The sequence below is a fragment of the Streptomyces sp. NBC_01320 genome, from assembly GCF_035974375.1.
Classification (GTDB): domain Bacteria; phylum Actinomycetota; class Actinomycetes; order Streptomycetales; family Streptomycetaceae; genus Streptomyces; species Streptomyces yanii.
This window is the reverse complement of record NZ_CP108390.1, coordinates 9,199,745-9,224,287: the sequence shown is the minus strand read 5'-3', so window position 1 is coordinate 9,224,287 and position 24,543 is coordinate 9,199,745. Positions and strand designations below refer to the sequence as shown.

Here is a 24,543-nt window from a genome sequence, read left to right as displayed (position 1 = left end):
CTCATGACTGATGTGACATCCGCGAAGAGCGCCCGCCGCCCGCACCACTGGCGGCGGGACCTGATCGAGCTGGCCGCCCTGTTCACCGCCGTCGCGGTGGCCGACGCGATCGCCAACATGATCGGGCACCAGCCCGACGGACCGTATCTGCTGATCGCCTCGGCCCTGGCCCTCGTCGCGACGGCCGCGTTCCACACCTGGTGGGCACGGCGGCACAGTCACGCCCCGCCGCCGACCGCCGGCGACCACAGCGTGGGCCTGTCCCACCACACGGTCACGGACAACGCGGCGGCCACCACTGCCGCCGCACCCATGACCACGCCCGCCGTCGGTCCGGCCCCGTCCGACGAGGACACGGTGCTGTGGCGGATGCGCACCACGGTCCGGGACGCCCCCGGCAGTCTCGCCGCGCTCTGCATCACGCTCGCCCAGCACCAGATCGACATCCTCACTCTGCAGACGCATCCGCTGGCGCAGGGCACGGTCGACGAGTTCCTACTGCGCGCCCCTGCCTCGCTCCAGGTCCGGCAGCTGAGCCGGGCGATCTCCGCCGCGGGCGGCAGCTCCACCTGGATCGAGCGGGCCGACGCGCACGACCTGGTGGACGCCCCGACGCGGATTCTGGGACTCGCCACCCGCACCGCCCTGGACACCGCTGAACTCCCGCTCGCGCTACGCCAGTTGCTCGGTCGCTGCACCATCCACTCGCTGCCTGCCGTCTCGATCACCGGCCGTGCGACCGGGGAGAGCGCACCGATCGAAGGGACGCTCGAGGAGACGGTGATGCGACTGCGAGACCCGTCCGGCGGTGCGATCACCATCGAGCGGCCCTATCTGCCGTTCACCCCGACCGAGTTCGCCCGGGCCCGCGCACTGGTGGAGCTCGACGCCCGGCTCGGCCCCCGCGTCCCACGCAGCGAGCACGTGCTCACGCTCCCCGAGGGCAACGAGATCACCGTCCGCCGCGCGGACCGGAGCGACCTGGCCGCCGCCCGCGCCATGCACGACCGCTGCTCCGAGCAGACACTGCGGCTGCGCTACCACGGTCCGGTCCGCGACGCCGACCGCTACCTGGACCACCTGCTGAGCCCCAGGTTCGGCCGCACCCTGGCCGTCCAGACGGCCTCCGGCCGCCTGGTCGCCCTGGGACACCTCCTCTGGGACGGTGACGAGACCGAGGTGGCCCTCCTCGTCGAGGACGACTGGCAGCGCCGGGGAATCGGCTCGGAGCTCCTCGGCCGCCTGGTGACGCTCGCCGTCGAGGCCGGCTGCGACAGCGTCTACGCCGTCACCCAGGCGTCCAACACCGGCATGGTCGCCGCCATGCGAACCCTCGAACTTCCCCTCGACTACCAGATCGAGGAGGGCACGCTCGTCATCACCGCCCGGCTGGACGCGACTCCGGTACGCTCCCGGCCGCCGTACGAGCAGGCGGGTCGCTGAGCGCCTGACAGAGATCGGCCCACAGGTCCTCGACGTCCTCCAGGCCGACCGACATACGCAGCAGCCGGTCCCCGACACCGGAAGCCTGCCGGTCTCCCTCATCCACAATGCGGTGGCTGATGGAGGCCGGATGCTGGATCAGGGTGTCCACACTGCCGAGACTCACCGCGGGAGTGATGAGCCGTACGGCGGAGATCACCCGGTGCGGATCCCCGTACACCTCGAAGGAGACCATCGCGCCACCCACCGCCGGGTAGTGGACCCTGGCGATGCGCGGGTCGGCGGCCAGCCGGCGGGACAGTTCAGCGGCGCTCGCGGAAGCGGCACGTACCCGTACCGGCAGGGTGGACAGACCCCGCAGCAGCAGATATCCGGCCATCGGATGCAGTACCCCGCCGGTGGCGAAGCGCACCTGTCGCAGCCGAGCCGCGAACTCCTCGTCGCAGGCGACGACGCCGCCCATCACGTCACCGTGCCCGCCCAGGTACTTGGTGGCGCTGTGCAGAACGATCCGCGCGCCGTGCTCGACGGGCCGCTGGAGGACCGGGGTGGCAAAGGTGTTGTCGACGAGCAGCGGAACCGACCCGCACGAGTGCGCGAGCGCCCGGATGTCGACCTCGGCGAGCGTCGGGTTGGCCGGTGTCTCGACCACGATCAGACCGGTGTCCGGCCGGATCGCCTCCGCGATGCCCGCCGGATCGGTCCAGGTGACTTCGGTGCCCAGCAGGCCGGCACCGAGAAGATGGTCGCTGCAGCCGTACAGCGGGCGGACAGCGATCACATGGCGCAGTCCCATGCTCGCGCGGGCCAGGAGAACCGCGGTGAGCGCCGCCATGCCGCTGGCGAACGACACAGCGCTCTCGGTCCCTTCGAGCCGGGCCAGAGCCGTTTCGAACCGGGCCGTGGTCGGGTTGTCGAGCCGGGCGTAGACGGGCGGCCCGTCGAGCCTGGCGCCGGTGGTGGCGAAGGTGTCGATCCGTTCCGCTTCTCCCCTGGAGTCGTACGAGGGGTAGGTGGTGGACAGATCGATCGGCGGGGCGTGCAGGCCGAGTGCAGCGAGGTCGTCGCGTCCGGCGTGCACGGCTTCGGTGGCCAGCGCCCTGGACCGGGGTGTCGTCGAGGGCCGCATCGAGGCTTCGGTGTCCATGACACCACTCTGAACAGGTACCGGGCCGTACCGTCGAAACACCGTGCTACGTTCGGCGAATGGCCGATTCTGTCGTTCTGGACCCGGTGGACCTGCACATTCTGCGGCTGCTGCAGAACGATGCCCGGACCACGTACCGCGAGCTCGCCGCCGAGGTCGGGGTCGCACCGTCGACCTGTCTGGACCGGGTGGCCCGACTGCGCCGCTCAGGCGTGATTCTCGGCCACCGGCTGCATCTCGACCCGGCCAGGATCGGCCGTGGTCTGGAGGCGCTGCTCTCGGTGCAGGTCCGCCCGCACCGCAGGGAGCTCATCGGCCCGTTCGTCGAGCGGATCAGGGCGCTGCCGGAGTCCCGCGCGCTCTTCCATCTGACCGGCCCCGACGACTATCTGGTCCACGTGGCCGTTGCCGACACCGCGGATCTGCAGCGGCTGGTGCTCGACGAGTTCACCTCGCGGCGCGAAGTGGCTCGGGTGGAGACGCGGCTGATATTCCAGCAATGGGAGTGCGGGCCGCTGTTGCCGCCGGCCTCCACGGCGCCCGGAAGAACCACAGAATCCTCATGACCGGTTGCGGCCACCGCGGTCGGTGCTCCGCGTCCACCGCGTCGAACCGGAATGAACTGTGTCAGGTCCTTGAGGTCTATCGATAGTGACGCGGGCCCCCCAACCATACGAAGATGTCCGCATGTCAGACACTTCGAACAGCGCGCTGCCCCGCCAGGTCGCCGACGCCTACGTCGACGCATTCATCGAACTCGACCCGATCTCAGGCACCTACCTCGGTGTAGCGGAAAGCTCCCGCCGTCTTCCCGACTTCTCCCCCGCCGGGCAGGAAGCCCTTGCCGAGCTTGCCCGCGCCACCTTGGTGGAGCTCGACGCCGCCGAGCAGCTCCCGGGCGCGGACAGCGACGCAGAGCGCCGCTGTGGCCGCCTGCTGAGGGAGCGGCTGACCGCGGAGATCGCTGTCCATGAGGCCGATGAGAGCCTGCGAGCCGTCTCCAACCTGCACTCGCCGGCGCACAGCGTCCGTGAGGTGCTGACGGTGACGCCGACCGAGACCGATGAGGACTGGGCGGCGATCGTGGAGCGGCTGCTCGCGGTTCCCGGAGCCCTGGAGGGGTACCGCGCCTCGCTCGCGCTCGGCCTGGAGCGGAAGCTGTACGGCGGTCCGCGCGCCACCGCCACCTTCATCGACCAGCTGACCGAGTGGGTCGGGCAGGACGGAACCGGGTTTTACCAGGGCTTCGTCTCCGCGGGCCCGGACTCGCTGCGCGCGGATCTGGACGACGCCGCCCGGCAGGCCACGGAGGCCACGCAGGCGCTGCGCGACTGGATGCGCGATGTGTACGCCCCCGCGGTCGAGGGTGCGCCCGACACGGTGGGCCGCGAGCGGTACGCCCGCTGGTCGCGATACTTCAACGGTACCGATCTGGATCTCGACGAGGCATACGCGTACGGCTGGTCCGAGTATCACCGGCTGCTCGGCGAGATGAAGGCCGAGGCCGAGAAGGTGCTGCCCGGGGCCGGTCCCTGGGAGGCGCTGGCCCATCTCGATGTACACGGCACGCACATCGAGGGTGTCGACGAGGTCCAGGCCTGGCTGCAGGGCCTGATGGACGAGGCGATCGAAGCCCTCGACGGCACACACTTCGAACTCGCCGAGCGGGTACGGAAGGTGGAGTCCCGGATCGCACCGCCCGGCGGCGCCGCGGCCCCGTACTACACGGGTCCGTCCGAGGACTTCTCGCGCCCCGGCCGCACCTGGCTGCCCACCATGGGCGAGACCCGCTTCCCGGTGTACGACCTGGTCTCCACCTGGTACCACGAGGGCGTCCCGGGCCACCACCTGCAGATCGCCCAGTGGGCCCATGTCGCCGACAGTCTCTCCCGCTACCAGGCATCGATCGGCATCGTCAGCGCCAATGCCGAGGGCTGGGCGCTGTACGCGGAGCGGCTCATGGACGAGCTGGGCTTCCTGCCCGACGCGGAGCGCCGTCTCGGCTACCTGGACGCGCAGATGATGCGTGCCTGCCGGGTGATCGTGGACATCGGCATGCACGCGGAGATGGAGATCCCGGCGGACTCCCCCTTCCACCCCGGTGAGCGGTGGACACCCGAGCTGGCGCAGGAGTTCTTCGGCAACCACAGCGGCCGCCCGGCGGACTTCGTGGAGAGCGAGCTGACCCGCTACCTGTCCATGCCGGGGCAGGCCATCGGTTACAAGCTGGGCGAGCGTGCCTGGCTGCTGGGCCGGGAGAACGCCCGCAAGGCACACGGCGACGCGTTCGACGCGAAGGCCTGGCACATGGCCGCGCTGTCGCAGGGGCCGCTGGGTCTGGACGATTTGGTCGACGAGCTGTCGAAGCTCTGATCCGGACGGTTTTCGACACGAAGGCGGTCGGGCCCGGTTCGGTACGGTGGGCCCGACCGCTTCCCCTCCGCCGGAAGAGGGCGGCGCAACGATCATGACAAGGTTCCTGTTCTGCTCCGACCCGCTGCGTTCCACGCGCCCCGACGCACAGTTCGCCGGGGAAGCCGAAGCGGTACGGGAGTGCGGCGGCCGGGTCGCGCTGCTGGACCATGACGCCCTGCTCACCGGGGACGTCGGGGCTGCACTCGCCCGGGTGGAGCGCGACTCCGGACCGTACTGGTATCGGGGCTGGATGATTCCGGCGAGCCGGTACGAGGAGCTGGAGCGGGCGCTCACCGCCCGTGGTTGCTCGCTGATGACGGATGCTTCCGCGTACCGCCGCGCGCATGAACTGCCGGGCTGGTACGAGGTGTTCGCGGGGCTGACACCGCGCAGCGTGTGGCGTCCCGTGGCGGTGAACGGCAGCGCCTCCGGCGACGAGGCGCCGGCGGCGCTCACGGCGCCGGTGGCCTTGGCGGCGTTGGCGGAACCACTCGGCGTGGGGCCCGGGATCGTGAAAGACTTCGTGAAGTCCCGCAAGCACGAGTGGTATGAGGCCTGCTATGTGCCGGAGTTGACGGACCGGACACACCTCGTCTCGGTCGCCGGACGGTTCTGCGAGCTGCAGGGGGGACTCGCTCGCCGGGGGTCTGGTGCTGCGCGCGTACGAGCCGTTCGTACCGGGCGGCGAGGCTCGGGTGTGGTGGGTGGACGGCGAGCCGGTGCTGGTCACCGCCCACCCGGACACCCCGGACCGGTTGCCGTCGCCCGCACTCGACCCCGTACGCGCCGCGGTGAAACAGCTCGGCTGCCACTGGGTCACGACCGATCTCGCGCTGCGCGACGACGGGGTGTGGCGAGTGGTGGAGGTCGGTGACGGCCAGGTCAGCGGCCTGCCCGCGGGGGCCGACGCCGTGCCTCTGTTCACCGCCCTGATCGGGGAGGGTCCCGGTCGCAGCGCCTGAAGCCGCGCTCGACGTCGATGTCCTGCCCGGTGGTCGGCCCGCCTGCGGGATCCGCCCGGTTTGTCAGACGGGTTTCCGACGCGCCACACGGGCATGACGGACCCGCCGCGTTCGCCGTTCAGCAGCCGCAGTCGTCGGAGTCGACCGGCGCGGTGAGCGCGTCAGCGGTGCGCCGCTCGCGTCCCTCCCAGGTCTCGAACTCGAAGCCTTCACGCGCCCAGTACTCGAAACCGCCGAGCATCTCCTTGACCTGGTAGCCGAGTTCGGCGAGTGCCAGCGCGGCGCGGGTGGCGCCGTTGCAGCCGGGGCCCCAGCAGTACGTGACCACGGGGACGGCCGGGTCGAGGAGATCCCGGGCCTGCTCGGCGATGAGCGCGGTGGGCAGGTGAATCGCACCGGGGACGTGCCCCTGGTCCCAGGAGGCGGTGGACCGGGAGTCGAGGACGACGAAGCCGGGGTCACCGTCGGCCGCGAGAGCGGCGGCGACATCGGAGACGTCGGCGTGGAAGGCGAGCGAGGCGCCGAAGTACGCGGCGGCCGCGGCCGGTGCGGCCGGCGGAACGCGGAGAACGGGGTTGGCTGCGGAGGCGGTGAGCTGTGAGGTCATGACCAAAAATCTACGACCAGTGATCCTTTGCCGGAAGATGAGATCCCCGGCACACGTCTTGATCCGCCGGGGATTTCCCTGTTGTCTACGAGATATGACCGACTATTCCCCGGACACCACCGACTGGCGCATCCTTGATGTCCTGCAGCGCGAGGGACGGGCGACCTTCGCCGAACTGGCCCGCGCCGTCGCGATGTCCCCGAGCGCAGTGACGGAGCGGGTGCGCCGCCTCGAGGAGGCGGGAATCATCAGTGGGTACGCCGCCGTGGTGGACCCGGAGGCGCTCGGACTGCCGATTCTCGCCCTCGTACGGCTGCGCTATCCGAACGGCAACTACAAGCCGTTCCACGATCTTCTCGACGCGACGCCCGAGATCGTGGAAGCCCACCATGTCACCGGCGACGACTGCTTCGTCCTCAAGGTGACCGCTCGCTCGATGAGCCACCTGGAGGAGGTCACGGGGAAGATCGGCACGCTCGGTTCCGTCACCACCAGCGTCGTCTACTCCTCGCCCCTCCCCCGGCGACCGATCAGCCGCTGACCCCGCCGGCCGCGCGGTGGAACACCGCCGATCCGTGCCGCTCCTTGACCACTTCGAGCTGGGCCGGGATCCGGCGGCGCAGATCGCCGACGTGGCTGACGATGCCGACGCTGCGGTCCCGCTCGCGCAGCGAGTCCAGTACGTCGAGGACCTCGTCCAGGGTCTGCTCGTCGAGGCTGCCGAACCCCTCGTCGATGAAGAGTGTGTCCAGCCGGACCCCTCCCGCCTCGTCGGTGACGACGTCGGCGAGACCGAGCGCCAGAGCCAGGGAGGCGAAGAACGTCTCGCCGCCCGAGAGCGTCGCCGTGTCGCGCTCACGGCCGGTCCAGGAGTCGACGACATGCAGCCCGAGGCCGGACCGGCGGCCTCCGGTGCGGGCGTCGGAGTGGACGAGCGTGTAGCGGCCCGACGACATCCGCTGCAGGCGTGCGGTGGCGGCGGCGGCGACCTGTTCGAGCCGGGCGGCAAGAACGTACGACTCCAGCCGCATCTTGCGTTCGTTGTCCGCGGAGGTGCCTGCGGTGAGCCCGGCCAGTCGGGCCACCCGGTCGTACTCGTCGCGCAGCGGTCCCAGTGCGCGCACGTCCTGCCCCGCGCGGCGGGACAGCCGGCCGAGTTCGGCGCATCGCTCCCGGGCGGCGGCGAGCGTGGCGGCGGCGTTCCGCAGCCGTGCCTCGGCCGCGTCGTACGCAGCCTGAGCGGCGTCGGGGTCGGCCTCCGGGTGCTCGGCGGCGGCGCAGGTCTCGGGCTCGGCGAGCCGTTCGGCGACGGCTGCGGCCTCGGCCTGCCAGCCATCGATCCGGTGCTGGATGTCGCGGTGCTCGACGTCCGTGAGCAGGGTCGCAGCGGCAGCCTCAGGGGTGTCGAAGCCGGCCCGGAACGCGGCGTCCGCGAGCCGGCCGTCGGCCTCCTTGCTGCGCCGCGCCGCGAGCTCCTCGGCGCGCACCGCCTCGGCGGCGTCGGCGAGCAGAGCCACCCGGCGCTCCAACAGGGCAGCGTGCGCGGCGACACTGCCGGATTCGCCGCGAGCGGCCGTCAACTCGGCTTCCAGTCCGGCCTGTTCCCGATCGATCCCTTCCCGCCGCGAGGTCCGGGCGGCGGAGCGGCGCTCGGCCTGCTGCCGCGCTTCGAGCCTCTCGGTCTGCTCCCGTTCGGCGACCGCGAGGGCCTCGCGCGCGGCGTGCATTCCGGCGGCGGTACGGTGCGCATGGGCGTGCTCGGCAGCCAACTCGGCGACCAGCGCCTCAAGTTCCACAACGGCGGGTTCAGCAGCATCGGGCCCGTCATCGGCAGTCCCGGCGGCTCCGCGGTCAGAGGCATCGTCGGCAGTGGTCCCCACCACGGGCAGCGCCGCGGCACGTTCCGCCGCGTGCTTCTCCCGTACGACTCCGAGCTCCCGATCCGCCTCCGTACGCGCCTGTTCGGCCCGCCGGTACACGGCGAGAGCCGTCTCCTCGGCCGCCCGGTCGACATGCCCGTCGGCTGCCCGCGCGGGCTCCGGATGGTCGCCCGACCCGCAGACCTTGCACGCCTCGCCGTCGACGAGTTCCGCCGCGAGCTCGGCGGCGATGTCACGCAGCCGCTGCTCGCGCAGCTCAAGCCACCTTTCGTGTGCACCCAGGGCGCGTTCGCGGGCCGCGGCCAGCCGGTCGGCCGCATCCGTCGCCTCGGCCGCGAGCGCGTCGCGGCGACGGGCCGCGTCCAGGCGGCGGCGGGCCGGCTCCAGCCGCCCCGCAAGGTGTTCGGCGCGGGTCGCGGACTCCTGTGCCGTCTCGATGCGTTCCCGGAGCTCGTGGCGGGTGGACTCCCAGCCCGCCAGCCAGCCTTCCGCTTCCTGGATCAGTTCGTCGTCGGCGCGGGCCTGGCGTTCCAGTTCGGCTCGCTCGGTGTCGATCTCCGCGCTGCGCCGCTCGGCACGACGCGCGGCGTCGAGACCGCCGAGCTCCTGCCGGAGCCTGCGCTCCAGGGTTGCCAACTGCTCGGCACCCGCGTCGACAAGGGTGTCGGGCAGCTGGGCGCGGACGCGCTCATGAGCCGCTCGGGCAGTCCGATAGGCGCGCTCGGCGTCGTCGCGCAACTCCAGTGCGGGGGCGACGAGTTCGGCCTTGCGCGCTCGTTCGAGCCGCTCGCGCTGCCGGTCCCGCTCGGGGCGGCGGGCTTCGAGCTCGCGGGCGCGGCGGCGCGTCTCCTCGTACCGCTGCTGGAGTCTGGCGAGTTCGCGTGCGGTGTCGAGTTCGCGGCGGGCGAAGGCCTGCCCGCTCTCGGCGGCGGAGAGTACGGACTCGGCGATGTCGAGCCGTTCCCGGGCGTTGCTGCGGGCCGCTGCGGCCCACTCCAGTACGCCGTCCGCGAGTCCCGGATCGCCGGGCCGGGCGTCCGGCAGGGGCAGTTCACCGGCAGCAGGTCCGGCGGCCTGGGCGATCCGCTGGGCGATCCCGAGGATCTGCTCGTCCCCGGCCTTGACCTGCGTCTCGGTGGTACGGCGCAGTTCGGTCAGCCGTTCCTCGACGGCCGCGAAGCGGCGGGTGTCGAAGAGTCTGCCGAGCAGTTTGCCGCGGGCTTCGGCATCGGCGCGCAGGAAGCGTGCGAAGTCGCCCTGCGGAAGCAGCACCACCTGGCAGAACTGGTCCCGGCTCATCCCGACGAGCTGGGTGATCTCCTCGCCGATCTCCTGGTGCGAGCGGCTGAGCGCCCGCCAGCCGTGCTCGGGGTCGTACTCGCGCAGCCAGCTCTGCGCCTTCTCGGTGGTGAAGCCCTCGCCCTTCTTCTTGGGGCGGGGCTGGGCCGGGCGCCGGGTGATCTCCAGGTGCCGTCCGCCGACGGTCAGTTCCAGCCGGACCTCGGTGGGGAGGCCGGCCGGGGCGTGATCGCTGCGCAGTGAGGTGCCGGGGCTCTGGCGGGCGCCGGGCACCGCGCCGTACAGCCCGTAGCAGACGGCGTCGAGGACGGAGGTCTTCCCCGCACCGGTGGGTCCGTGCAGCAGAAAGAGTCCAGCGGCGGAGAGGGCGTCGAAGTCGACTTCCTGGGTGGCGCCGAACGGGCCGAAGGCGGTGAGGGTGAGCCGGTGGAGTCTCAACGGTTCACCTCGCGCACGCCGTCGTCCACCCGTACGTGGTCGAAGGCGCCGCGCAGCACCGTGCGCTCCTGCTCGTCCGCCCCGTTCCCGCCCCGGACATGCGCCACGAAGTCCTCCGCGATCTGCTGGTCGTCGCGCCCCCTGAGGCGCTGTGCGTATGAGGCGAGCGGGTCCTCGGGGGCCCGCTCGGGTTCGAAGACGAGGCTCAGGGTGTGCGGAAACCTGTCCAGGAGGCGGGCCATCGGCTCGTCCGGACGGACCGGGTCCGTGAGGGTCGCCTCCACCCACGCCTCCTCGTGCCGGGCCACCGCGGGGTCTTCGAGCAGGGTGTCCAGGCGGCCGCGGAGGCGCGCGAGCGGACGGGGCACAGGGCAGTCGATCCGCTCGGCGGTGATCGTTCCGGTGGCCCCGAGGTCGATCAGCCACATGGTCTTGCGGTGGGCGACCTCGGAGAAGGAGTACGCGAGAGGTGAGCCGGAGTAGCGCACCCGGTCGGTGACGGCCTGGGAGCCGTGCAGATGGCCGAGCGCCGTGTAGTCGACGCCGTCGAAGACGCTGGCGGGTACGGCGGCCACACCGCCGATGGTGATGTCGCGCTCGCTGTCGCTGGGTTCGCCGCCCGCGACGAAGGCGTGGGCGAGGACCACGGAGCGAGTGGATTCCGGCCGGGTGGCGACGTCGGCGCGGACCCGGTCCATGGCCGCGGTCAACACCGCTTCGTGTCCGGCCCGCTCAGCCTTCAACACGTCCTTGACGAGGGCCGGTTCCAGGTAGGGCAGCCCGTAGAACGCCACATTGCCGTGCTCGTCGTGCAGGACGACGGGGGTGGCGCACTCCGCCGGGTCGGTACGCAGATGGATACCGGCCCGTCCGATCAGTCCTGCGCCGACGCCGAGCCTGCGGGCCGAGTCGTGGTTCCCGGAGATCATCACCGTGGGCACGCCCGCGGCGGCGAGCCGGTGCAGGGCCCGGTCGAAGAGCTCGACGGCGGAGAGCGGGGGCACGGCCCTGTCGTAGACATCACCCGCGACGACGACGGCGTCGACCTCACGCTCACGGACGGTCGCCACCAGATGATCGAGGTAGGCGGCCTGTGCCTCCAGCAGCGAGACCCGGTGGAACGACCGCCCCAGGTGCCAGTCCGATGTGTGCAGAATCCTCAAGACCTGGCTCCGACCTGCATATTTCTCTTCCTTCGCACCCAGCGTCCGCGCCTGTCGTGTCCGGGAGCCGCACCGGACCGGCGCGGGAGCGCACGGTCGGCATCGACCACGCTAACGCCACTGCGCCCCTGATCCCTCACGAACCCTCACAGCCCACAGTCTCCCATCGCCACGCACCGCCTCCGACGTGTTCGGCGAAGATGATCGATCCGCGTTCCGATGCCGATCCGTTCCGCCTGCCGGTATGCGGCCCAGGCGACGGCGAGATCCTGCCGGAGGAGCCCGACGGGGGTGGCGGAGTCGAGCAGGGCGAGCAGCGCGCCGTCCCGTCCGCTGTGCAGACGGATCACGCCGCGGAGCGCCGGGGCGGCCCGCACGCGGCCAGTCCCACCCCGCCGAGCGCGTTCAGGTGTCCCCGTACGCCTCGCCACCCAGCTCCAGCAGCGCCTCACCCGCCGTCGTATCGGCCAGCCAGCGCCGGAAGTCCTCGACATCCGCGTCCGGCAGCCCGATCTCGATGATCACCGCTTCCTGGTACCGGACCTCCCGGACGGCCCGTCCGGTGGCGCGCAGGTCGTTCTGGAGCCTGCCCGCCCGCTGGTGGTCGACGGTGACCGTGGCGAGCCGGAACCGCTGCCGGGTGATCGTGCCCAGCTCGTCGAGAGCCTCGCCGACCGCTCCTCCGTAGGCCCGGATCAGACCGCCTGCGCCGAGCTTCACCCCGCCGTAGTAGCGGGTGACGACGGCGGCTACGTACCGCATCTCCCGGCGCATCAGCATCTGCAGCATGGGGACGCCCGCGGTGCCACCGGGCTCCCCGTCGTCACTGGCCTTCTGTACGGAGGCGTCGGCGCCGATCACGTACGCGAAGCAGTTGTGGGTGGCGGTCGGATGTTCCCTGCGGACGCGTGCGACGAAGTCCTGCGCCTCCTGCTCGGTGGCGGCGGGGGCGAGCGCGCAGATGAAGCGCGATCGGTTGATCTCGGTCTCGTGCACGCCCGCTCGGGCGACTGTCCGGTACTGCTCCTGCATCCGTCCACCCTATGCGCAGCAGCGGGAATGGCCCGCGGCCGCAGTCCGTTGTCCGCATCATGTACGCAGACGCAGCAGGGACCGAGACTCAGACGATCCGCAGGATTCTCCGGGACTCGGGCGACACCTGGGCCGTGGTGGGACTGTCCGACAACGAGTCGCGCGCGGCCTATCGCGTCGCCGCGGTCCTCCAGCGCTTCGGCAAGCGCGTGGTCCCGGTGCACCCGAAGGCGGAACGGGTGCACGGCGAGGAGGGCTACGCGTCGCTGGCCGACATCCCGTTCCCGGTCGACGTCGTGGACGTCTTCGTCAACAGCGGACTGGCGGGCGGCGTCGCGGACGAGGCCGTCACGATCGGCGCGAAGGCGGTCTGGTTCCAGCTCGGCGTGATCGACGACGCAGCGTACGAACGCACACGGGCAGCCGGACTCGACATGGTGATGGACCACTGCCCGGCGATCGAAATACCCCTTCTGGACCGATGAGCGACATGCCACTCCTCGGCCGAATGTGCGGGGTATCACACATGGCGCTCCGCTGGGAGAATGCCCCCTTGTGAGTCTCACCAGTGCGCCGAGTGCCGTGAACATCGCCCACCGCCGAAACCGTCTGGCCGGTCAGCTGTCCCGGCTCGGCGTGGAGCGGAGCGGTGTCCTCCTGGTGCATGCGTCGATGCGGGCGGTGGGAGCGGTCAGCGGCGGGGCCGGTGCCGTGATCGGTGCGCTGCGGGACACGCTCGGCGAGGACGGCACCCTGATCGTCCCGTCGTTCACACCGGAGAACTCCGACACCTCCCCCCAGTACCGCAACCGGGTCCGCGGCCTCACCGACCACGCCCGGGAGGCGGTCCACGCGAGCATGCCGCCGTTCGACCCCGTCACCATGGCCGCACCGTCGATGGGCCGGCTCGCGGAGGCCGTACGGCTGACCCCGGGGGCGGCACGCAGCAGCCATCCGCAGACCTCGTTCGCCGCCCTCGGCCCCCTCGCCGGCAAGCTGCTCGCACACCACCGCCCCGACTGCCACCTCGGCGAGGACTCGCCGCTGGCCCGCCTCTACGACGTGCGGGCTCACGTCCTGCTGCTGGGCACCGGCTTCGACTCCTGCACCGCGTTCCACCTCGGCGAGTACCGCGTCCCCACCCCGCCGCGGCGCACCTACCGCTGCGTGGTGACCACTCGGGGCAGACGCCACTGGTGGGAGTACGAGGACGTGGCGCTGGACGACAGCGACTTCACCGCGCTCGGGGCGGAGTTCGCCCGCACGGACAACGGTGCGGCGGTACGCAGCGGCCCGGTGGGCTCGACGACCGGCCGCCTCTTCGACTTCACCGACGCGGTCGACTTCGCGGCCCGCCGGCTTCCGTCGCTGCGGAAGGAGCGGGTGTAGCGGCGCGTCGTCACGGCCGCCACTGGGCAGAAGGCCTGTGCGCGTATATACCAACACGTCAGCCTGTGCTCATACTTGCCGCGTATCGGCCTTACGGGGAGGCACCGGATGGAGCAGCTGATCCACACGGAGGACGGTCGCGCTTTGGCCGTGGAGCACTACGGCAATCCACACGGCAGTCCGGTCTTCCTGCTCCACGGCACGCCGGGCAGCAGACTCGGTCCGGCCCCGCGCAGCTCCGTCCTGTACCGCCTGGGCATCCATCTCATCACGTACGACCGTCCCGGATACGGTGCCTCGCACCGATTACCTCGGCGGTCGGTGGCCCATGTCGCCGCGGACGTCACCGCAATCGCGGACGCCCTCGGCATCGGCCGGTTCGCGGTGGTCGGCCGGTCCGGTGGGGCACCGCACGCGCTCGCCTGTGCCGCGCTGCTGCCGGAGCGCACGGCGCGCACCGCCGCGCTGGTGGGCCTGGCGCCGCGTGACGCCCAGGGCCTCGACTGGTTCGACGGAATGACCGAATCCAACGTGCGTGAATACATCAACGCCGCAGCGGGCCACCACCAGCTGACGGCCGCCCTGGAGCGCCGTTCCGCGTCGATCCGGGCGGATCCGATGGGTTCGGTCGCCGATATGCACCGCGGGCTGCCCGATTCGGACCGCGGGATCGTGTCGGACACGGGGATCAGGGCCATGCTGGTCCGTAACTTCGCCGAGGGTCTGCGCAACTCCGCCGACGGCTGGGTCGACGATGTCATGTCGTTCAGTAAGGACTGGGGGTTCCGTCCTGAGGACATCACGTCACCCGTACTTCTCTGGCACGGCGAGGACGATGTCTTCGCCCCGGTGCAGCACACCCGGTGGCTGGCGGAGCGCATCCCGGGTGCGGAGCTGGTGGTGGAGCGGGGTGCGGCGCACTTCGGCGCGTTACGGGTGCTGACGCGCGTGCTCAGCTGGGCCACCGGGTGACCCCGGCCGCCGCGCCGGCTCCCGGGACGACCCGGTCCGTACCGCACGGACCGGCCGTCCTCGCGGCTCCCGCCCCCTCTCCCGCGCTCACACAGGCTGCGGCTCCAGATCCCGGTTGATGCGCCGCCAATTGCGGGCTGCCACTGCGATGGGATGGTCCACGCCCAGGTGTTCGACGGCCAGGGACACAACTTCGGCGCGCAGCTGCTCGGCCTCGCTCTCCCTTTCCAGCGCGCGCAGGGTGTTCGCCAGGTTGGAGCGGCAGGCCAGCACGTCAGGGTGGTTCGGTCCGTAACGGTCCAACAGCCCTTCGAGAGCCGCCCGTTCCCACCTCTCGGCCGGTTCGGGCCGGTTCAGGTCGCCATAGGCGTTGGCCAGGTTGATCGCGGCGCAGAGGGTGAACGGATGCTGCGCGCCCAGGCTCTCCTCCAGAGCGGCCCGGACCTCCTCGCCCCATTCCGCCGCCTCCCCGGCCGCGCCCATGCCGCGCAGGTAGATGGCGACGTTATTGCGGCAGGCCAGGGTGAACGGGTGCTCGTCCCCGAGCGTGCTGCGGTAACCGTCGAGCGCCTGGTTGGCGAGATCGAGCGCCGCCTGCTTGTCACCGAGGGCGGAGAAGTCGGCCGCGAGGTTCAGCCCGCAGGCCAGAGCGTCCGGAACCTTCGTTCCGTACCGCTCGCGGTAGCGGTTGTACGTCTCCTCCGTCAGCCGCTTCGCCTCGTGCGGCTGGCCGGCCTTGCGGAGCGAGACGGCAAGGCTCTTCGCGGTACGCAGCGCCTCCGGCACATCCGCGTTGAGGACCCGCTCGAATGCGGCTTTGACCTCGCGCAGGATCTGTACCGAGGATGCGTATTCCCCGGTCTCCCGCAGGTCCCGGCCCAGGTGTCCCTTGGTGGTCAGGGTGTACGGATGGTCCACCCCGAGCAGCGTGCTGCGGCGCTCCACCGTGAGTTCGTCGAGCCTGCGCGCCGCTTCGCTGTCGCCGGTCAGGCGGTAGTCGATGGCCAGGTTGTGGGCGGCGACGAGGGTGCGCGGGTGAATGTCCCCGAATGTCTCGCCCATGACGTGATGGATCTTCCGGTCCCGGGCCAGCGCCTCGTCGAACCGGCCGAGTGCCCGGAGGTCGGCGGCCAGGCTGCCGGTGGTGATCAGTAGGCTGGGGTGGTCCTCGCGCAGCAGCCGGGTCTGCCGGGCGAGGGTGTCCTCGTCCATCGTCCGCGCTTCCTGGTAGCGGCCCTGGGCACGGAGGGCATTGGCCAGTTCGAAGCGGAGATTCAGGGTCTGCAGGTCATCCTCACCCAGCTCCTGGGTCCAGGCAGTGTTGAGCTGGGTGCCCAGCACCCGGGCGCTCTCCAGATCCCCTCGCTTGAGGAGGTAGCGGATCCGGTCGACCATGAGCTGCCGGGCCTCCGCCTCGTCGCAGTCGGCAATCCCCGAAGGGCCGAGGTGCGGCCAGATCAGCTCGAAGGCCGGCCAGCTCTGCGGATCGTTGACCGGGTTGTCCTGGTCCGCCCCCTGGGCGGGGCGGGCCTCCGCCAGGATGCGGTGCACCTCGTGCACCGCCGTGTTGCGCTCCTCGGCGCTCAGCCCGGCCCGGACTGCGGCCTGGACGAGGCGGTGGATCTGAATGCTGCTGTCCGCCGGGTCGACCTTGGCCAGGGCGAAGCGGTTGAGTGCCTGGATGACCCTGCCGAGCATGTACCGCTCCCGGAGATCCGGGTCGTACGGCAGCAAGGACCGGAACATCGAGTCGCTGCCGATGAGCGTCATCGAGATCGGCTCGGCGGAGAAGAACGAGCACAGTTCCAGCAGGCGGGCCGCCGCTCCGGACTCCTTGCGCAGCCGGGCGATCGAGATGTTCCAGGTCGCGCCGATCTTCTGCGCGTAGTCCTCGGGTCTGCCGAGCGAGAGCACTTTGGTGCTCTGCTCCTTGAGCTGTTCGACGTAGGCGTCGACCGGGGTCGCTGTCTCGGCGAGCCAGGCTGCCGCCACCTCCACCGCCAGGGGCAGGTCGCCGACTGCTTCGGCCACCCGGTCCGCGTCGCGCGGGGGCAGCTTTCGGACCCTTCGGCAGAGGTGTTCCACGGACTCGGCACGGGTGAAGACCTCGACCTCCACCGCCTCCACCCGGCTGGATATCGGCTTGTTGCGGCAGGTGGCGAGAATATGACCGTAGAGACCCGAGGAGAGTGGACCGGTCTCGTCCGGAAAGAGTGCGAGCGCCTGGTCGAGGTCCTCGACATTGTCGAAGACCAGCAGCCAGCGGGTGTACGGCGCTCCACTGCGCAGAGCGTTCAGCGCCGCCCTGGCCGCTTCGGCGACCACTTCACCGGCCCGCAGGTCCATCCGCTCGGCCAGTTCCGCCAATGACGACACCACCCGGTCGGGCTGCTCGGCCTCGACCCACCACACCAGGTCGTAGTCGGCCCGGAACCGGTGCGCGTACTCCCGCGCCACCTGCGTCTTGCCGACGCCACCGAGCCCGTACAGGACCTGCGGCAGATGCTGGTTCGAGCGGCCGCTGCCGCGTAATTGGTCGCGCAGCCGTTCCAGGACCGAGCCGCGTCCGGTGAACCAGGCGTGCCGGGGCCGCACGTTCCACACCCCGGGGACGGCTCCGGGAAACCGGGGCCCACCGGGCGCGACCGGGGGCCCGTCAGCGGATTCGGACCGGTCCAGGGCGGTGAGCACCGCGGTGGCCGCTTCGCGTTCGTCCAGCCGGGCCACATCGACGATGCCCCGGCTGTTGAGCGGAAGCGTCAGCCGTACGTCACTGATCCGGACCGGGACGAGCTGGCGTCGGCTGTCCGAGGGGTCGAAGCCCAGGACCGACTCCCACAGGCTCCGGGCAAGGCTCGAACTCTGGTACGCCTGCGAGACGACCGGGACGATCCGGTAGGCGCCGGACGACGCCCATTCCGCTTCGGTCCACGCCGCATGGGGGGTACGGACATCGACGGGCATGACATTGAAACCGGCGCGGAGCAGGACGGCTTCCAGCCAGTCCGCCCACATCTGGTCCTCCGCCGCATAGGTGAGGACGATGTTCGACGGCGGCACCGGCCTGCGGCGGGTGTAGGCCGACACATAGGCCAGCCGTTCCGCCTCGTCGATGGGCGGCAATGTGTTCACCCGCCCCTCCGTGAGCACCGAGGTGAGCCGTTCGCAGGCGGTGAGCATGGAGCTGGTGATGTTGGGGGCGTCCCCGAAGGTGGCCAGGATCTCCTCGTACGCGTAGAAGGGCCGGTAGGGGATCTCCACCGTTCCCCAGTAGTTGGCGAGTTCCTCTTTGCCGAGTCCGCTGGGGAAACCGGGAAAACTGTCCTTCGCAAGTGCACGCCCGGCGTCGGCCTTCTCCTTCTCCCCGTCGTCGATCCGCATCGGCACGGGAAGGATGCGGATGTGCTTGTCGTGGAATCGTTCCTCGATGTCGCGGGCCACGGCGGACGCGCCCTCGATGCTCTGGTCACTCAGGGTGAAACAGACCACGAGCACCTGAGGCATCTGAACGGTGCAGATGTCGGCGATATCACTGAGGCCGGTCCGGCTGTCGATCAAGGTGAAGTCGTAGTGCTTCTGCATGTCGGCGCGCATGGCATCGAAGAACTGGCCGCCGCCGTAACGCTCGTAGAAATCGTCCCAGTCCATCCTGCCGACGGTCGACGAATAGTCCCGGTTGCGACGGCCAGCGGAAAGGAAGTCGAGACTTCCGCCGTGCTGGAATGCCCAGTTGAGCGAGGTCGCATGCGGTCTGACCCGGGCGTATTCACGATGCCAGTCCGGATCACGCGGCGCGGGCCTGCGGGCCTCTTCCTGGTATTCGGTGATCAGATTGATCAGCCCAGGCGTGGCGGCCAGATCGGAAAGATCGAGAAAGGGGTGGAAGAACCGGTGCAGCCCGGGCGCTTCGAGATCCCAGTCGACGGCCAGGACACGATAGCCGTTCGCCGCGAGAATCCAGGCGGTATTGGCAAGTGCCATGGTGCGGCCGGTACCGCCCTTGTACGAGTAGAAGGTGACGACGGTCCCGTCACGGTTCTCGGTCATTCGATGGATCCTCCCCCTCGAAGGCTTCGCCGTCGTCGGCGCCGCCCTTGTCGTGGACCTTGCCGTGAACAGGTGGAACGGAATCGTTCGTTGAGCCATAACCGACGCCGTCCAGCAGGAGTCTGGGTATCCCGCCGCCCTCACCCGGCGGAGGGAAGGTCTCCGCGTGGGCCGCGTAGTGCCGTTCGGCGGCCTTCACCGCGCCGGGCAGTTCCTGGCTGAATGCCTCAAGTGTGGGAACGCCTCCGCCGTGGGACCGGTGGCCGCTCTCCTGTTCGGAACGCGGTTCGAGCGCCCCTTCGGTCACGGCACGCAGTTCGGACTCGCGACGGCCGGAGTCGGGATCGTCACGGTTCCAAGGCACCATGACGCTGATCCAGGGGTGTCCCACCTCGCCCAACCGCCGCACCAGCTCACTGCGGTGGGGCAGGTCGAGGGCCCAGCGGTCCAGGAGGAGCAGCCCGGGAGCCGTCGGGCGGTCGCTCCCCAGCAGCCGTTCCGCCTCGGTCTCGAAGTCCCCCACACTTACCTGGTAGTCGAGATTGCGGACGAGGTCGACTGCGTGGTCGGCCAGCGGCCTGGACGACTTGGGATGGTAGGGGTTCCAGTCGCGCTGGGCCGGTCCGTAGCAGTCGGGGGCGCGGCCCGCCGGCAGATCGGAAAGGGAGCAGGCAAGGACCGAGATCTCCATCTGCCGCGCCCGCCCCGGTGGCCCGAATGCACTGGGCACGGAGGCATAGTCCTGGTGGGGATCGCCCTCGGGCATCCGGGTCTGTTCGGCCACCTTGACTATGCGTTTGGCCAGGAGATAGACAGCGCGTTCGTACTGGTCGCGCAGATAGCGCAGCTTGATCAGTCCGTAGAACCCCTCGTCGGCGTAATCGTCGCCGAAGGTCGCATGGTTGAACTGGAGCCGCTCGGCAGGTTGCGGAAGCTGACGCGGCGGTACGGGGACCCAGAGCGCCGGTACGATTCCGGACATCTGACTGCCATTGCTCCGCGCCGCCTGGTTATGGACCGCGCGGCTTGAGAATGCGTACCACTCACGTCCGCACTGTTCACTCAGGAAATAGCGTGGCGAGTAGAGCGGCACGAAGACCCTGCAGTACGCAAGGGATTCGGAGAGCCGCTCCTGCCACCCTTCGCCCGGCTGCATCTGTTGATCCAGAAAGCCTGCGGGCACGCCGGCGGGCAGCGATGTCAGCTGCAGAACATGGGCGCACAGGTCCCGGTAGAACCGCTCGACCCAGAGATTCGGGTCCTTGTCCTTTGGATCGTTCCTGGGCGTATGGGCGTAGCTGAGAAAGAAGTACGGTCTTGGCTCAGCTCCCCGCACCCCCGCTGCCTCAAGATCCAACGTCTCCCCCGGTCCGCGTGTAGGACCTCAGTCTAGGAAGGAGAGAATCATCGACGGAACAGCACTAACGCGCCTAATTGTTGATCCTGCCACGCAAATGTCGCTGTCGATCAATCAATTACCGTCATATCCGTCATTTTTGAAGCCAGGTGCGGTCAGGAGTGCGTGACATGTGCCGGATTGCGCGCCTCCCAGTCGGCGCGGTGTCGTGCGGCGGAGCGTCTCGCCTCAGCCGACGCGGCGGGCGAGACGTCCTCCGCCGACCATTTCTCGACCGTGCGGGCCATCCCTGCGACGAAGCGGTCGCCGAGCGGTGTCAGGAGGCCGGACCCGGCAAGTACCTCGACGGCGCCGACGGTCTGCTCCCGCCACCGGGCGAACCGGGCCTCGGCCGTGCGCGCCGCCTGCCCCTGCGTGGTCAGTCTCCTTACGCGCCAGAAGTCCGTCACCGCGATATGCGCGTACGTCCCCTGGAGCAGACCGTCCAGCGGTCGAGGATCGTCGCGCCAGGGGGCGTAGAACAACCGACGGTCGCCAACGGGCTCATGCAGGTCGAAGCTGTCCAGGACCGCTCCCAGCTTGACGTGCTGGAACTCGTGGACGATCAGCAGGGCCAGCAGATCGGGCGTCGCGGGCCGCGCCGCCGCAACCGCCCCGAACGCCTCCTTGGAAGCGGCACTGACATCGCTGCCGTCCGGCGCGTGCAGAGGGGTGAGGACCCGGAGTCCTGCTGCCACGCCCGGTGCGTAACCAGGCAGTTCGCGCTGGATCAGTGACCAGGCCTCGGACAGGTCCTCCGCCCACACCTTCGCCTCGCCCACGGAGAGCCGATCGGAGACCGGCCACTGGTGGCTGTCGCGCAAGGGGTCCGTGTCCTCCAGAGCGACGGACCAGCCGGGCCGTTCCACGATCCGGACGGGCTGCCAGTGCGGGGTGAGGCCGTCCAGACCTTCGTCCCAGCCGACGCGCATCTCGCGGCCGGCCGCCCGGACCGTGAAGCCCTCCGGGTCCGCCGTCACCTCGGCGACGGATGCCTCGTCGGGAAGAATCACCGAACCGAGGCTCGGAAGCCTCAGCAGCCCGCCCCGCACGGGCACCTCGACCGTGTCGCCCTGGCGCGCCCGCATCGCACCGACAGCTGCGATCTCCGCAAGGCCGGACGCGATGGTCTGCGGAGCTCGGCCCTCCAGAATGCGCAGGGCCCAGGGCCGCGTGTACGGGTGAGCCACCGCCGCGTCCAGCGCCTCGGGCGCTCTGACGTCCAGGTCGACCAGCAGCTGCCATGCTGCCGTAGCTGTCCGGTCGGTCCGCGGGGCTCGCTCGCTCACCGCGGCCAGCAGGTCCCAGTTGAGCTCCAGCTGGGCGGCGGCCAGCCGACTCACCGTCTCCGCGCTACCGAAACCAGAGGCCAGTTCGTCCAGTTGGACGGCATCGAGGGGCTCGTGACGCCCCACCGACGGAGTGGGCGCCGAGGTCTCCCGGTCGCGGATACTCATGATCAGTTCCATCAGATCGGGGCAGAACACGGACGGGTTGTCGAAGCCGCTGCCGGTCCGATAGCGGTGGGCATAGAGGCCGCCGCCACAGGAGTTGACGACCGGACAGGCGCGGCACTCCTTGCTCAGCTGCTGAAGGCCTTGTTGCCTGGCGAGCACGCCGGGATGACGGAGCACGTCGTCGAGCGTGTTGGCGACGACATCCATGCCTGTGGCGGGCGCGGCGTCGTAGGCCGTCTTCAGGCTGTCCGCCTGCTCGAACGTGCCGTCGGTCTCGATGACGACGAGATCAGCCGGTGCCAGGCCGAGGGACTCGGTGAGGCTGCTCTCGCCGCGCAGGGTGCGCAGAACGGAGTCGAAGATCCGTACAGGGACCGGCCGGCCCGATGCGTCCCAGCGCCGGTAGACGGTGACCAGCCAGTCCGCATAGGGCGTTGCCGAGTCCCCGGGGCGGAGCGGCGGCACGTCCCACGTCGCGTGCGGCAGAAGGAAGTCGATGCGCGGCGAGTCGAGGGCGACCAGTGCGTCGTAGACGGCGATCGGGTCGTTGCGGACATCGATCGTGCAGAGCAGACCGGCGAAAAGCCGCCGGTGGGCGGGCCGGTTGAGCAGTTCGACGGCTCGCAGCACCTGGGGGTGGCTGCTGCGACCGTCGGCGTAGCGGCGGTGACGGTCGTTGGAGGCCTTGTCGCCGTCCAGCGACACGCCGACCTTGATACCGAGCTCGGCGAACAGCTCGCAGAAGTTCTCGTCGAGCAGCACACCGTTGGTGTGGATGCGCAGATCGAGTGCGCTGACGCCGTCCAGTGCACGGGAGAGCTCGTCGGCCGCGCGGCGCAGTCGGTCCGGGCCGGCCAGCAGCGGCTCCCCGCCGTGCAGCACCACATGGACGGAGGGCAGTCGATGGGCCCGGGCGTGCTCAGCAATACGGTCCGCCACCCTGACCAGAGTGTCCTCGGACACCACCTTGGGCCGGCCGCGCCAACTCGTGTCCGCATGTTCGTACACATAGCAGTGGTCGCACGCGAGATCACAGCGACTGTGCATCTTCAGTACGAATTGGCTCAGCGAGGGCGACGGCCGGTCCATGGCGAAATTCTGTCCCGGCTACTCAGACCGACGACTGAAAGGCTGCGATCACCAGTGGGCTCGCCCCGGCGTCGGTCGACAGCAGCCGACTGAGCGATGCGGACAGGGCCCCGCCGCTCTGGACGGCCGCCCGCTTGGCGAGCGGCACCCGAGGCGCGGCCGGAAGCCGCGGGGTGAGTCCCGGCCTGACGGCCGCCGAGACGAGTGTAGTGTTCATCTAAACCTCTCATGTCGATGGAGACCCATCGGCGACACGCATGTCACCGATGGGTGCAGTTCTCCATTCCCCATTGCCGGGGTAAATATGATTAAAGACGGGCAAATGGCGCATTGATATGCGTGCACGCATGTCTCCGGCACTCAAACTCCCCGCTGGACTCCCGGGTTTCGGCCGAGAACGCATCGCACCCTTTCGAGCTAGCGGTCGGCCACCGTTCAGCCCACAAGGACCCGGACCTGGACATGGCACACGACTCGACCAAGCCTCCCGCAGAGCGCGGGCCGGGTCAGCCGGTTGAGCCAAAACGTTGACCAATTCACCGAAGGTCTTCGGGCTCAGCCCACCAGGACGCCGAGCCCCTCGACAAGCACCGCGTTCGGCAGTGACGCCAGGGCCTTGCCCGGGACGATCAGCTTGCCGCGGCGGCTGCCGCTGCCGATCAGGACCCATTCCTGATCGACCACCGCGGGATCGAGGAGCAGGGGCCATTCGCCCGGGAGCCCGATCGGGGTGATCCCCCCGTACTCCATGCCGGTCTCGCCGACTGCCGTGTCCATGGAGGCGAAGGAGGCCTTGCGGGCGCCGAGATGCTTGCGGACCGCCCCGTTCACGTCGACGCGGGTGCGCGAGAGGACGACGCAGGCAGCCAGGGTGACATCACCGCCGCGCTTGCCCGCCACCACGACGCAGTTGGCCGAGCTGTCGAGCAGCTCGGCGCCGTGGTGTTCGACGAAGGCGGCCGTGTCCGCGATCGCCGGGTCCGTGTCGACGTGAAGGATCCGGTCGGCGGCGATGTCGCCCCACCCCTCGCTCACCGCCCTGGCGACCGGCGGGGTGAGGAGGCCGAGTCGGTCGACGGCGGGTCCGGCGTTCTCGAAGGAGCCAATGGGTGCGCGCATGGATGCAACGTAACAAGGCCTGCGCGGGGTCCGGTTGACCGTCTCAGCCGGTGAACTCAGCGCACCGGAGGGATGGAGACCGCCATGGTGAGCTCGGTGGGCTCGGCGCCGTCATTGCGGTAGACATGCGGGTGATGCGCCTCGAAGGTGGCGGAGGTGCCTGCGGGTACGGAGTGCTCCTCGCCGTCGACGACCAGGGTGAGTACACCCGTGGTGACGTGCAGGAGTTCGACGGTGCCTTCGGGATGCGGGTCGGAGGCGCTGCCCTCGCCGGGCATCAGGCGCCAGGACCAGAGTTCGAGGGGACCCCTGGCCTCCGTGCCGACGAGGAGAGTCGTGGAGCTGCCCGCCTCGGTGGACCACATGCGCACCGCCTGGCTCTCGGGCACCAGCCGCACATGGGAGCCCTGCTCGTAGTCGAGCAGGGTGGTGATGCTGACGCCCAGCGCGTCGGCCAGCTTGACGGTGGTGCCGACGCTCGGGTTGGTGCGCGCCTGTTCGATCTGGATGATCATGCCTCGGCTGACGCCCGCGCGGGCGGCGAGGGCATCCAGGGTGAAGCCGCGTTCGCCGCGCCAGCGCTTGAGGTTCCGCGCGAGCGACTGCGTGAGCTGGTCGAGGTCAGACACATTCCGTCCAATATTCTGGATGACAGAGTCGAAAATACTGCACTACGGTGTGGTGCACC

General features: G+C 70.1%; 19 protein-coding genes and 1 pseudogene. 8 read left to right on the top strand and 12 right to left on the bottom strand.

Annotation, left to right across the window (positions count from 1 at the left end; translation table 11 throughout):
* The first annotated feature begins 12 nt into the window (after positions 1-12).
* The gene (locus OG395_RS41990; protein ID WP_327249629.1) at positions 13-1,443 is read left to right on the top strand and encodes a GNAT family N-acetyltransferase; all 1,431 of its coding nucleotides are present in this window, start codon (positions 13-15) and stop codon (positions 1,441-1,443) included.
* On the opposite strand, the gene OG395_RS41985 is transcribed toward OG395_RS41990, so the two are convergent.
* On the bottom strand, positions 1,379-2,590 hold the full coding sequence (locus tag OG395_RS41985) for a trans-sulfuration enzyme family protein (RefSeq protein WP_327247591.1): 1,212 nt from the start codon (positions 2,588-2,590) through the stop codon (positions 1,379-1,381). The genes OG395_RS41990 and OG395_RS41985 overlap by 65 nt on opposite strands.
* Positions 2,591-2,649: 59 nt before the next feature.
* Between OG395_RS41985 and OG395_RS41980 the strand changes: the two genes are divergently transcribed.
* The 3 genes and pseudogenes from OG395_RS41980 to OG395_RS41970 all read left to right on the top strand — a co-directional run bounded on the left by OG395_RS41980 (position 2,650) and on the right by OG395_RS41970 (position 5,967).
* Entirely contained in the window at positions 2,650-3,156 is a 507-nt protein-coding gene (locus tag OG395_RS41980; protein ID WP_327247590.1) for an Lrp/AsnC family transcriptional regulator, read from the top strand.
* Positions 3,157-3,277: 121 nt separating this feature from the next.
* Positions 3,278-4,963 (top strand): DUF885 domain-containing protein, encoded by a 1,686-nt coding sequence (locus OG395_RS41975; RefSeq protein WP_327247589.1) that lies wholly within the window; start codon positions 3,278-3,280, stop codon positions 4,961-4,963.
* Between the two features lie 94 nt (positions 4,964-5,057).
* Positions 5,058-5,967, top strand: a pseudogene (locus OG395_RS41970) (ATP-grasp domain-containing protein).
* 118 nt (positions 5,968-6,085) lie between these two features.
* Here OG395_RS41970 and OG395_RS41965 read toward each other — a convergent pair.
* Entirely contained in the window at positions 6,086-6,580 is a 495-nt protein-coding gene (locus OG395_RS41965) for a rhodanese-like domain-containing protein (protein ID WP_327247588.1), read from the bottom strand.
* An 88-nt stretch (positions 6,581-6,668) separates the two neighbouring features.
* Here OG395_RS41965 and OG395_RS41960 point away from each other — a divergent pair, with 88 nt between their 5' ends.
* Positions 6,669-7,115, top strand: a complete 447-nt coding sequence (locus tag OG395_RS41960) for an Lrp/AsnC family transcriptional regulator (protein WP_327247587.1) — start codon at positions 6,669-6,671, stop codon at positions 7,113-7,115.
* On the opposite strand, the gene OG395_RS41955 is transcribed toward OG395_RS41960, so the two are convergent.
* The 4 genes from OG395_RS41955 to OG395_RS41940 all read right to left on the bottom strand — a co-directional run bounded on the left by OG395_RS41955 (position 7,105) and on the right by OG395_RS41940 (position 12,386).
* A complete protein-coding gene (locus tag OG395_RS41955; protein WP_327247586.1) occupies positions 7,105-10,191 on the bottom strand; it encodes an SMC family ATPase in 3,087 nt (1,028 codons plus the stop codon). The genes OG395_RS41960 and OG395_RS41955 overlap by 11 nt on opposite strands.
* The gene (locus tag OG395_RS41950) at positions 10,188-11,354 is read right to left on the bottom strand and encodes an exonuclease SbcCD subunit D (protein WP_327247585.1); all 1,167 of its coding nucleotides are present in this window, start codon (positions 11,352-11,354) and stop codon (positions 10,188-10,190) included. The genes OG395_RS41955 and OG395_RS41950 overlap by 4 nt, the downstream gene beginning before the upstream one ends.
* 146 nt (positions 11,355-11,500) lie before the next feature.
* A complete protein-coding gene (locus tag OG395_RS41945; RefSeq protein ID WP_327247583.1) occupies positions 11,501-11,731 on the bottom strand; it encodes a hypothetical protein in 231 nt (76 codons plus the stop codon).
* A 28-nt stretch (positions 11,732-11,759) separates the two neighbouring features.
* On the bottom strand, positions 11,760-12,386 hold the full coding sequence (locus OG395_RS41940) for a YigZ family protein (protein WP_327247582.1): 627 nt from the start codon (positions 12,384-12,386) through the stop codon (positions 11,760-11,762).
* 59 nt (positions 12,387-12,445) lie between these two features.
* On the opposite strand from OG395_RS41940, the gene OG395_RS41935 reads away from it, so the two are divergent.
* The 3 genes from OG395_RS41935 to OG395_RS41925 all read left to right on the top strand — a co-directional run bounded on the left by OG395_RS41935 (position 12,446) and on the right by OG395_RS41925 (position 14,747).
* A complete protein-coding gene (locus OG395_RS41935) occupies positions 12,446-12,871 on the top strand; it encodes a CoA-binding protein (RefSeq protein WP_327247581.1) in 426 nt (141 codons plus the stop codon).
* Positions 12,872-12,941: 70 nt separating this feature from the next.
* On the top strand, positions 12,942-13,775 hold the full coding sequence (locus OG395_RS41930) for an aminoglycoside N(3)-acetyltransferase (protein ID WP_442818649.1): 834 nt from the start codon (positions 12,942-12,944) through the stop codon (positions 13,773-13,775).
* Positions 13,776-13,883: 108 nt separating this feature from the next.
* A complete protein-coding gene (locus OG395_RS41925) occupies positions 13,884-14,747 on the top strand; it encodes an alpha/beta fold hydrolase (protein WP_327247580.1) in 864 nt (287 codons plus the stop codon).
* A gap of 87 nt (positions 14,748-14,834) precedes the next feature.
* On the opposite strand, the gene fxsT is transcribed toward OG395_RS41925, so the two are convergent.
* The 6 genes from fxsT to OG395_RS41895 form a co-directional block, all read right to left on the bottom strand.
* The gene (fxsT, locus tag OG395_RS41920; RefSeq protein WP_327247579.1) at positions 14,835-18,794 is read right to left on the bottom strand and encodes an FxSxx-COOH system tetratricopeptide repeat protein; all 3,960 of its coding nucleotides are present in this window, start codon (positions 18,792-18,794) and stop codon (positions 14,835-14,837) included.
* Positions 18,778-20,130 carry a TIR-like protein FxsC gene (locus OG395_RS41915; RefSeq protein WP_327247578.1) on the bottom strand — a complete coding sequence of 451 codons (1,353 nt, stop codon included), beginning with the start codon at positions 20,128-20,130 and terminating at the stop codon, positions 18,778-18,780. Before OG395_RS41915 ends, fxsT begins: the two co-directional genes overlap by 17 nt.
* Positions 20,131-20,306: 176 nt before the next feature.
* Positions 20,307-22,736 carry an FxsB family cyclophane-forming radical SAM/SPASM peptide maturase gene (locus OG395_RS41910; RefSeq protein WP_327247577.1) on the bottom strand — a complete coding sequence of 810 codons (2,430 nt, stop codon included), beginning with the start codon at positions 22,734-22,736 and terminating at the stop codon, positions 20,307-20,309.
* A 22-nt stretch (positions 22,737-22,758) separates the two neighbouring features.
* Positions 22,759-22,953: a hypothetical protein gene (locus OG395_RS41905; protein ID WP_327247576.1), complete on the bottom strand. Its 195-nt coding sequence runs from the start codon at positions 22,951-22,953 to the stop codon at positions 22,759-22,761.
* 338 nt (positions 22,954-23,291) lie between these two features.
* Positions 23,292-23,855 (bottom strand): YbaK/EbsC family protein, encoded by a 564-nt coding sequence (locus OG395_RS41900; RefSeq protein WP_327247575.1) that lies wholly within the window; start codon positions 23,853-23,855, stop codon positions 23,292-23,294.
* A 56-nt stretch (positions 23,856-23,911) separates the two neighbouring features.
* Entirely contained in the window at positions 23,912-24,484 is a 573-nt protein-coding gene (locus OG395_RS41895; RefSeq protein ID WP_327247574.1) for a helix-turn-helix domain-containing protein, read from the bottom strand.
* Between the last annotated feature and the right edge of the window lie 59 nt (positions 24,485-24,543).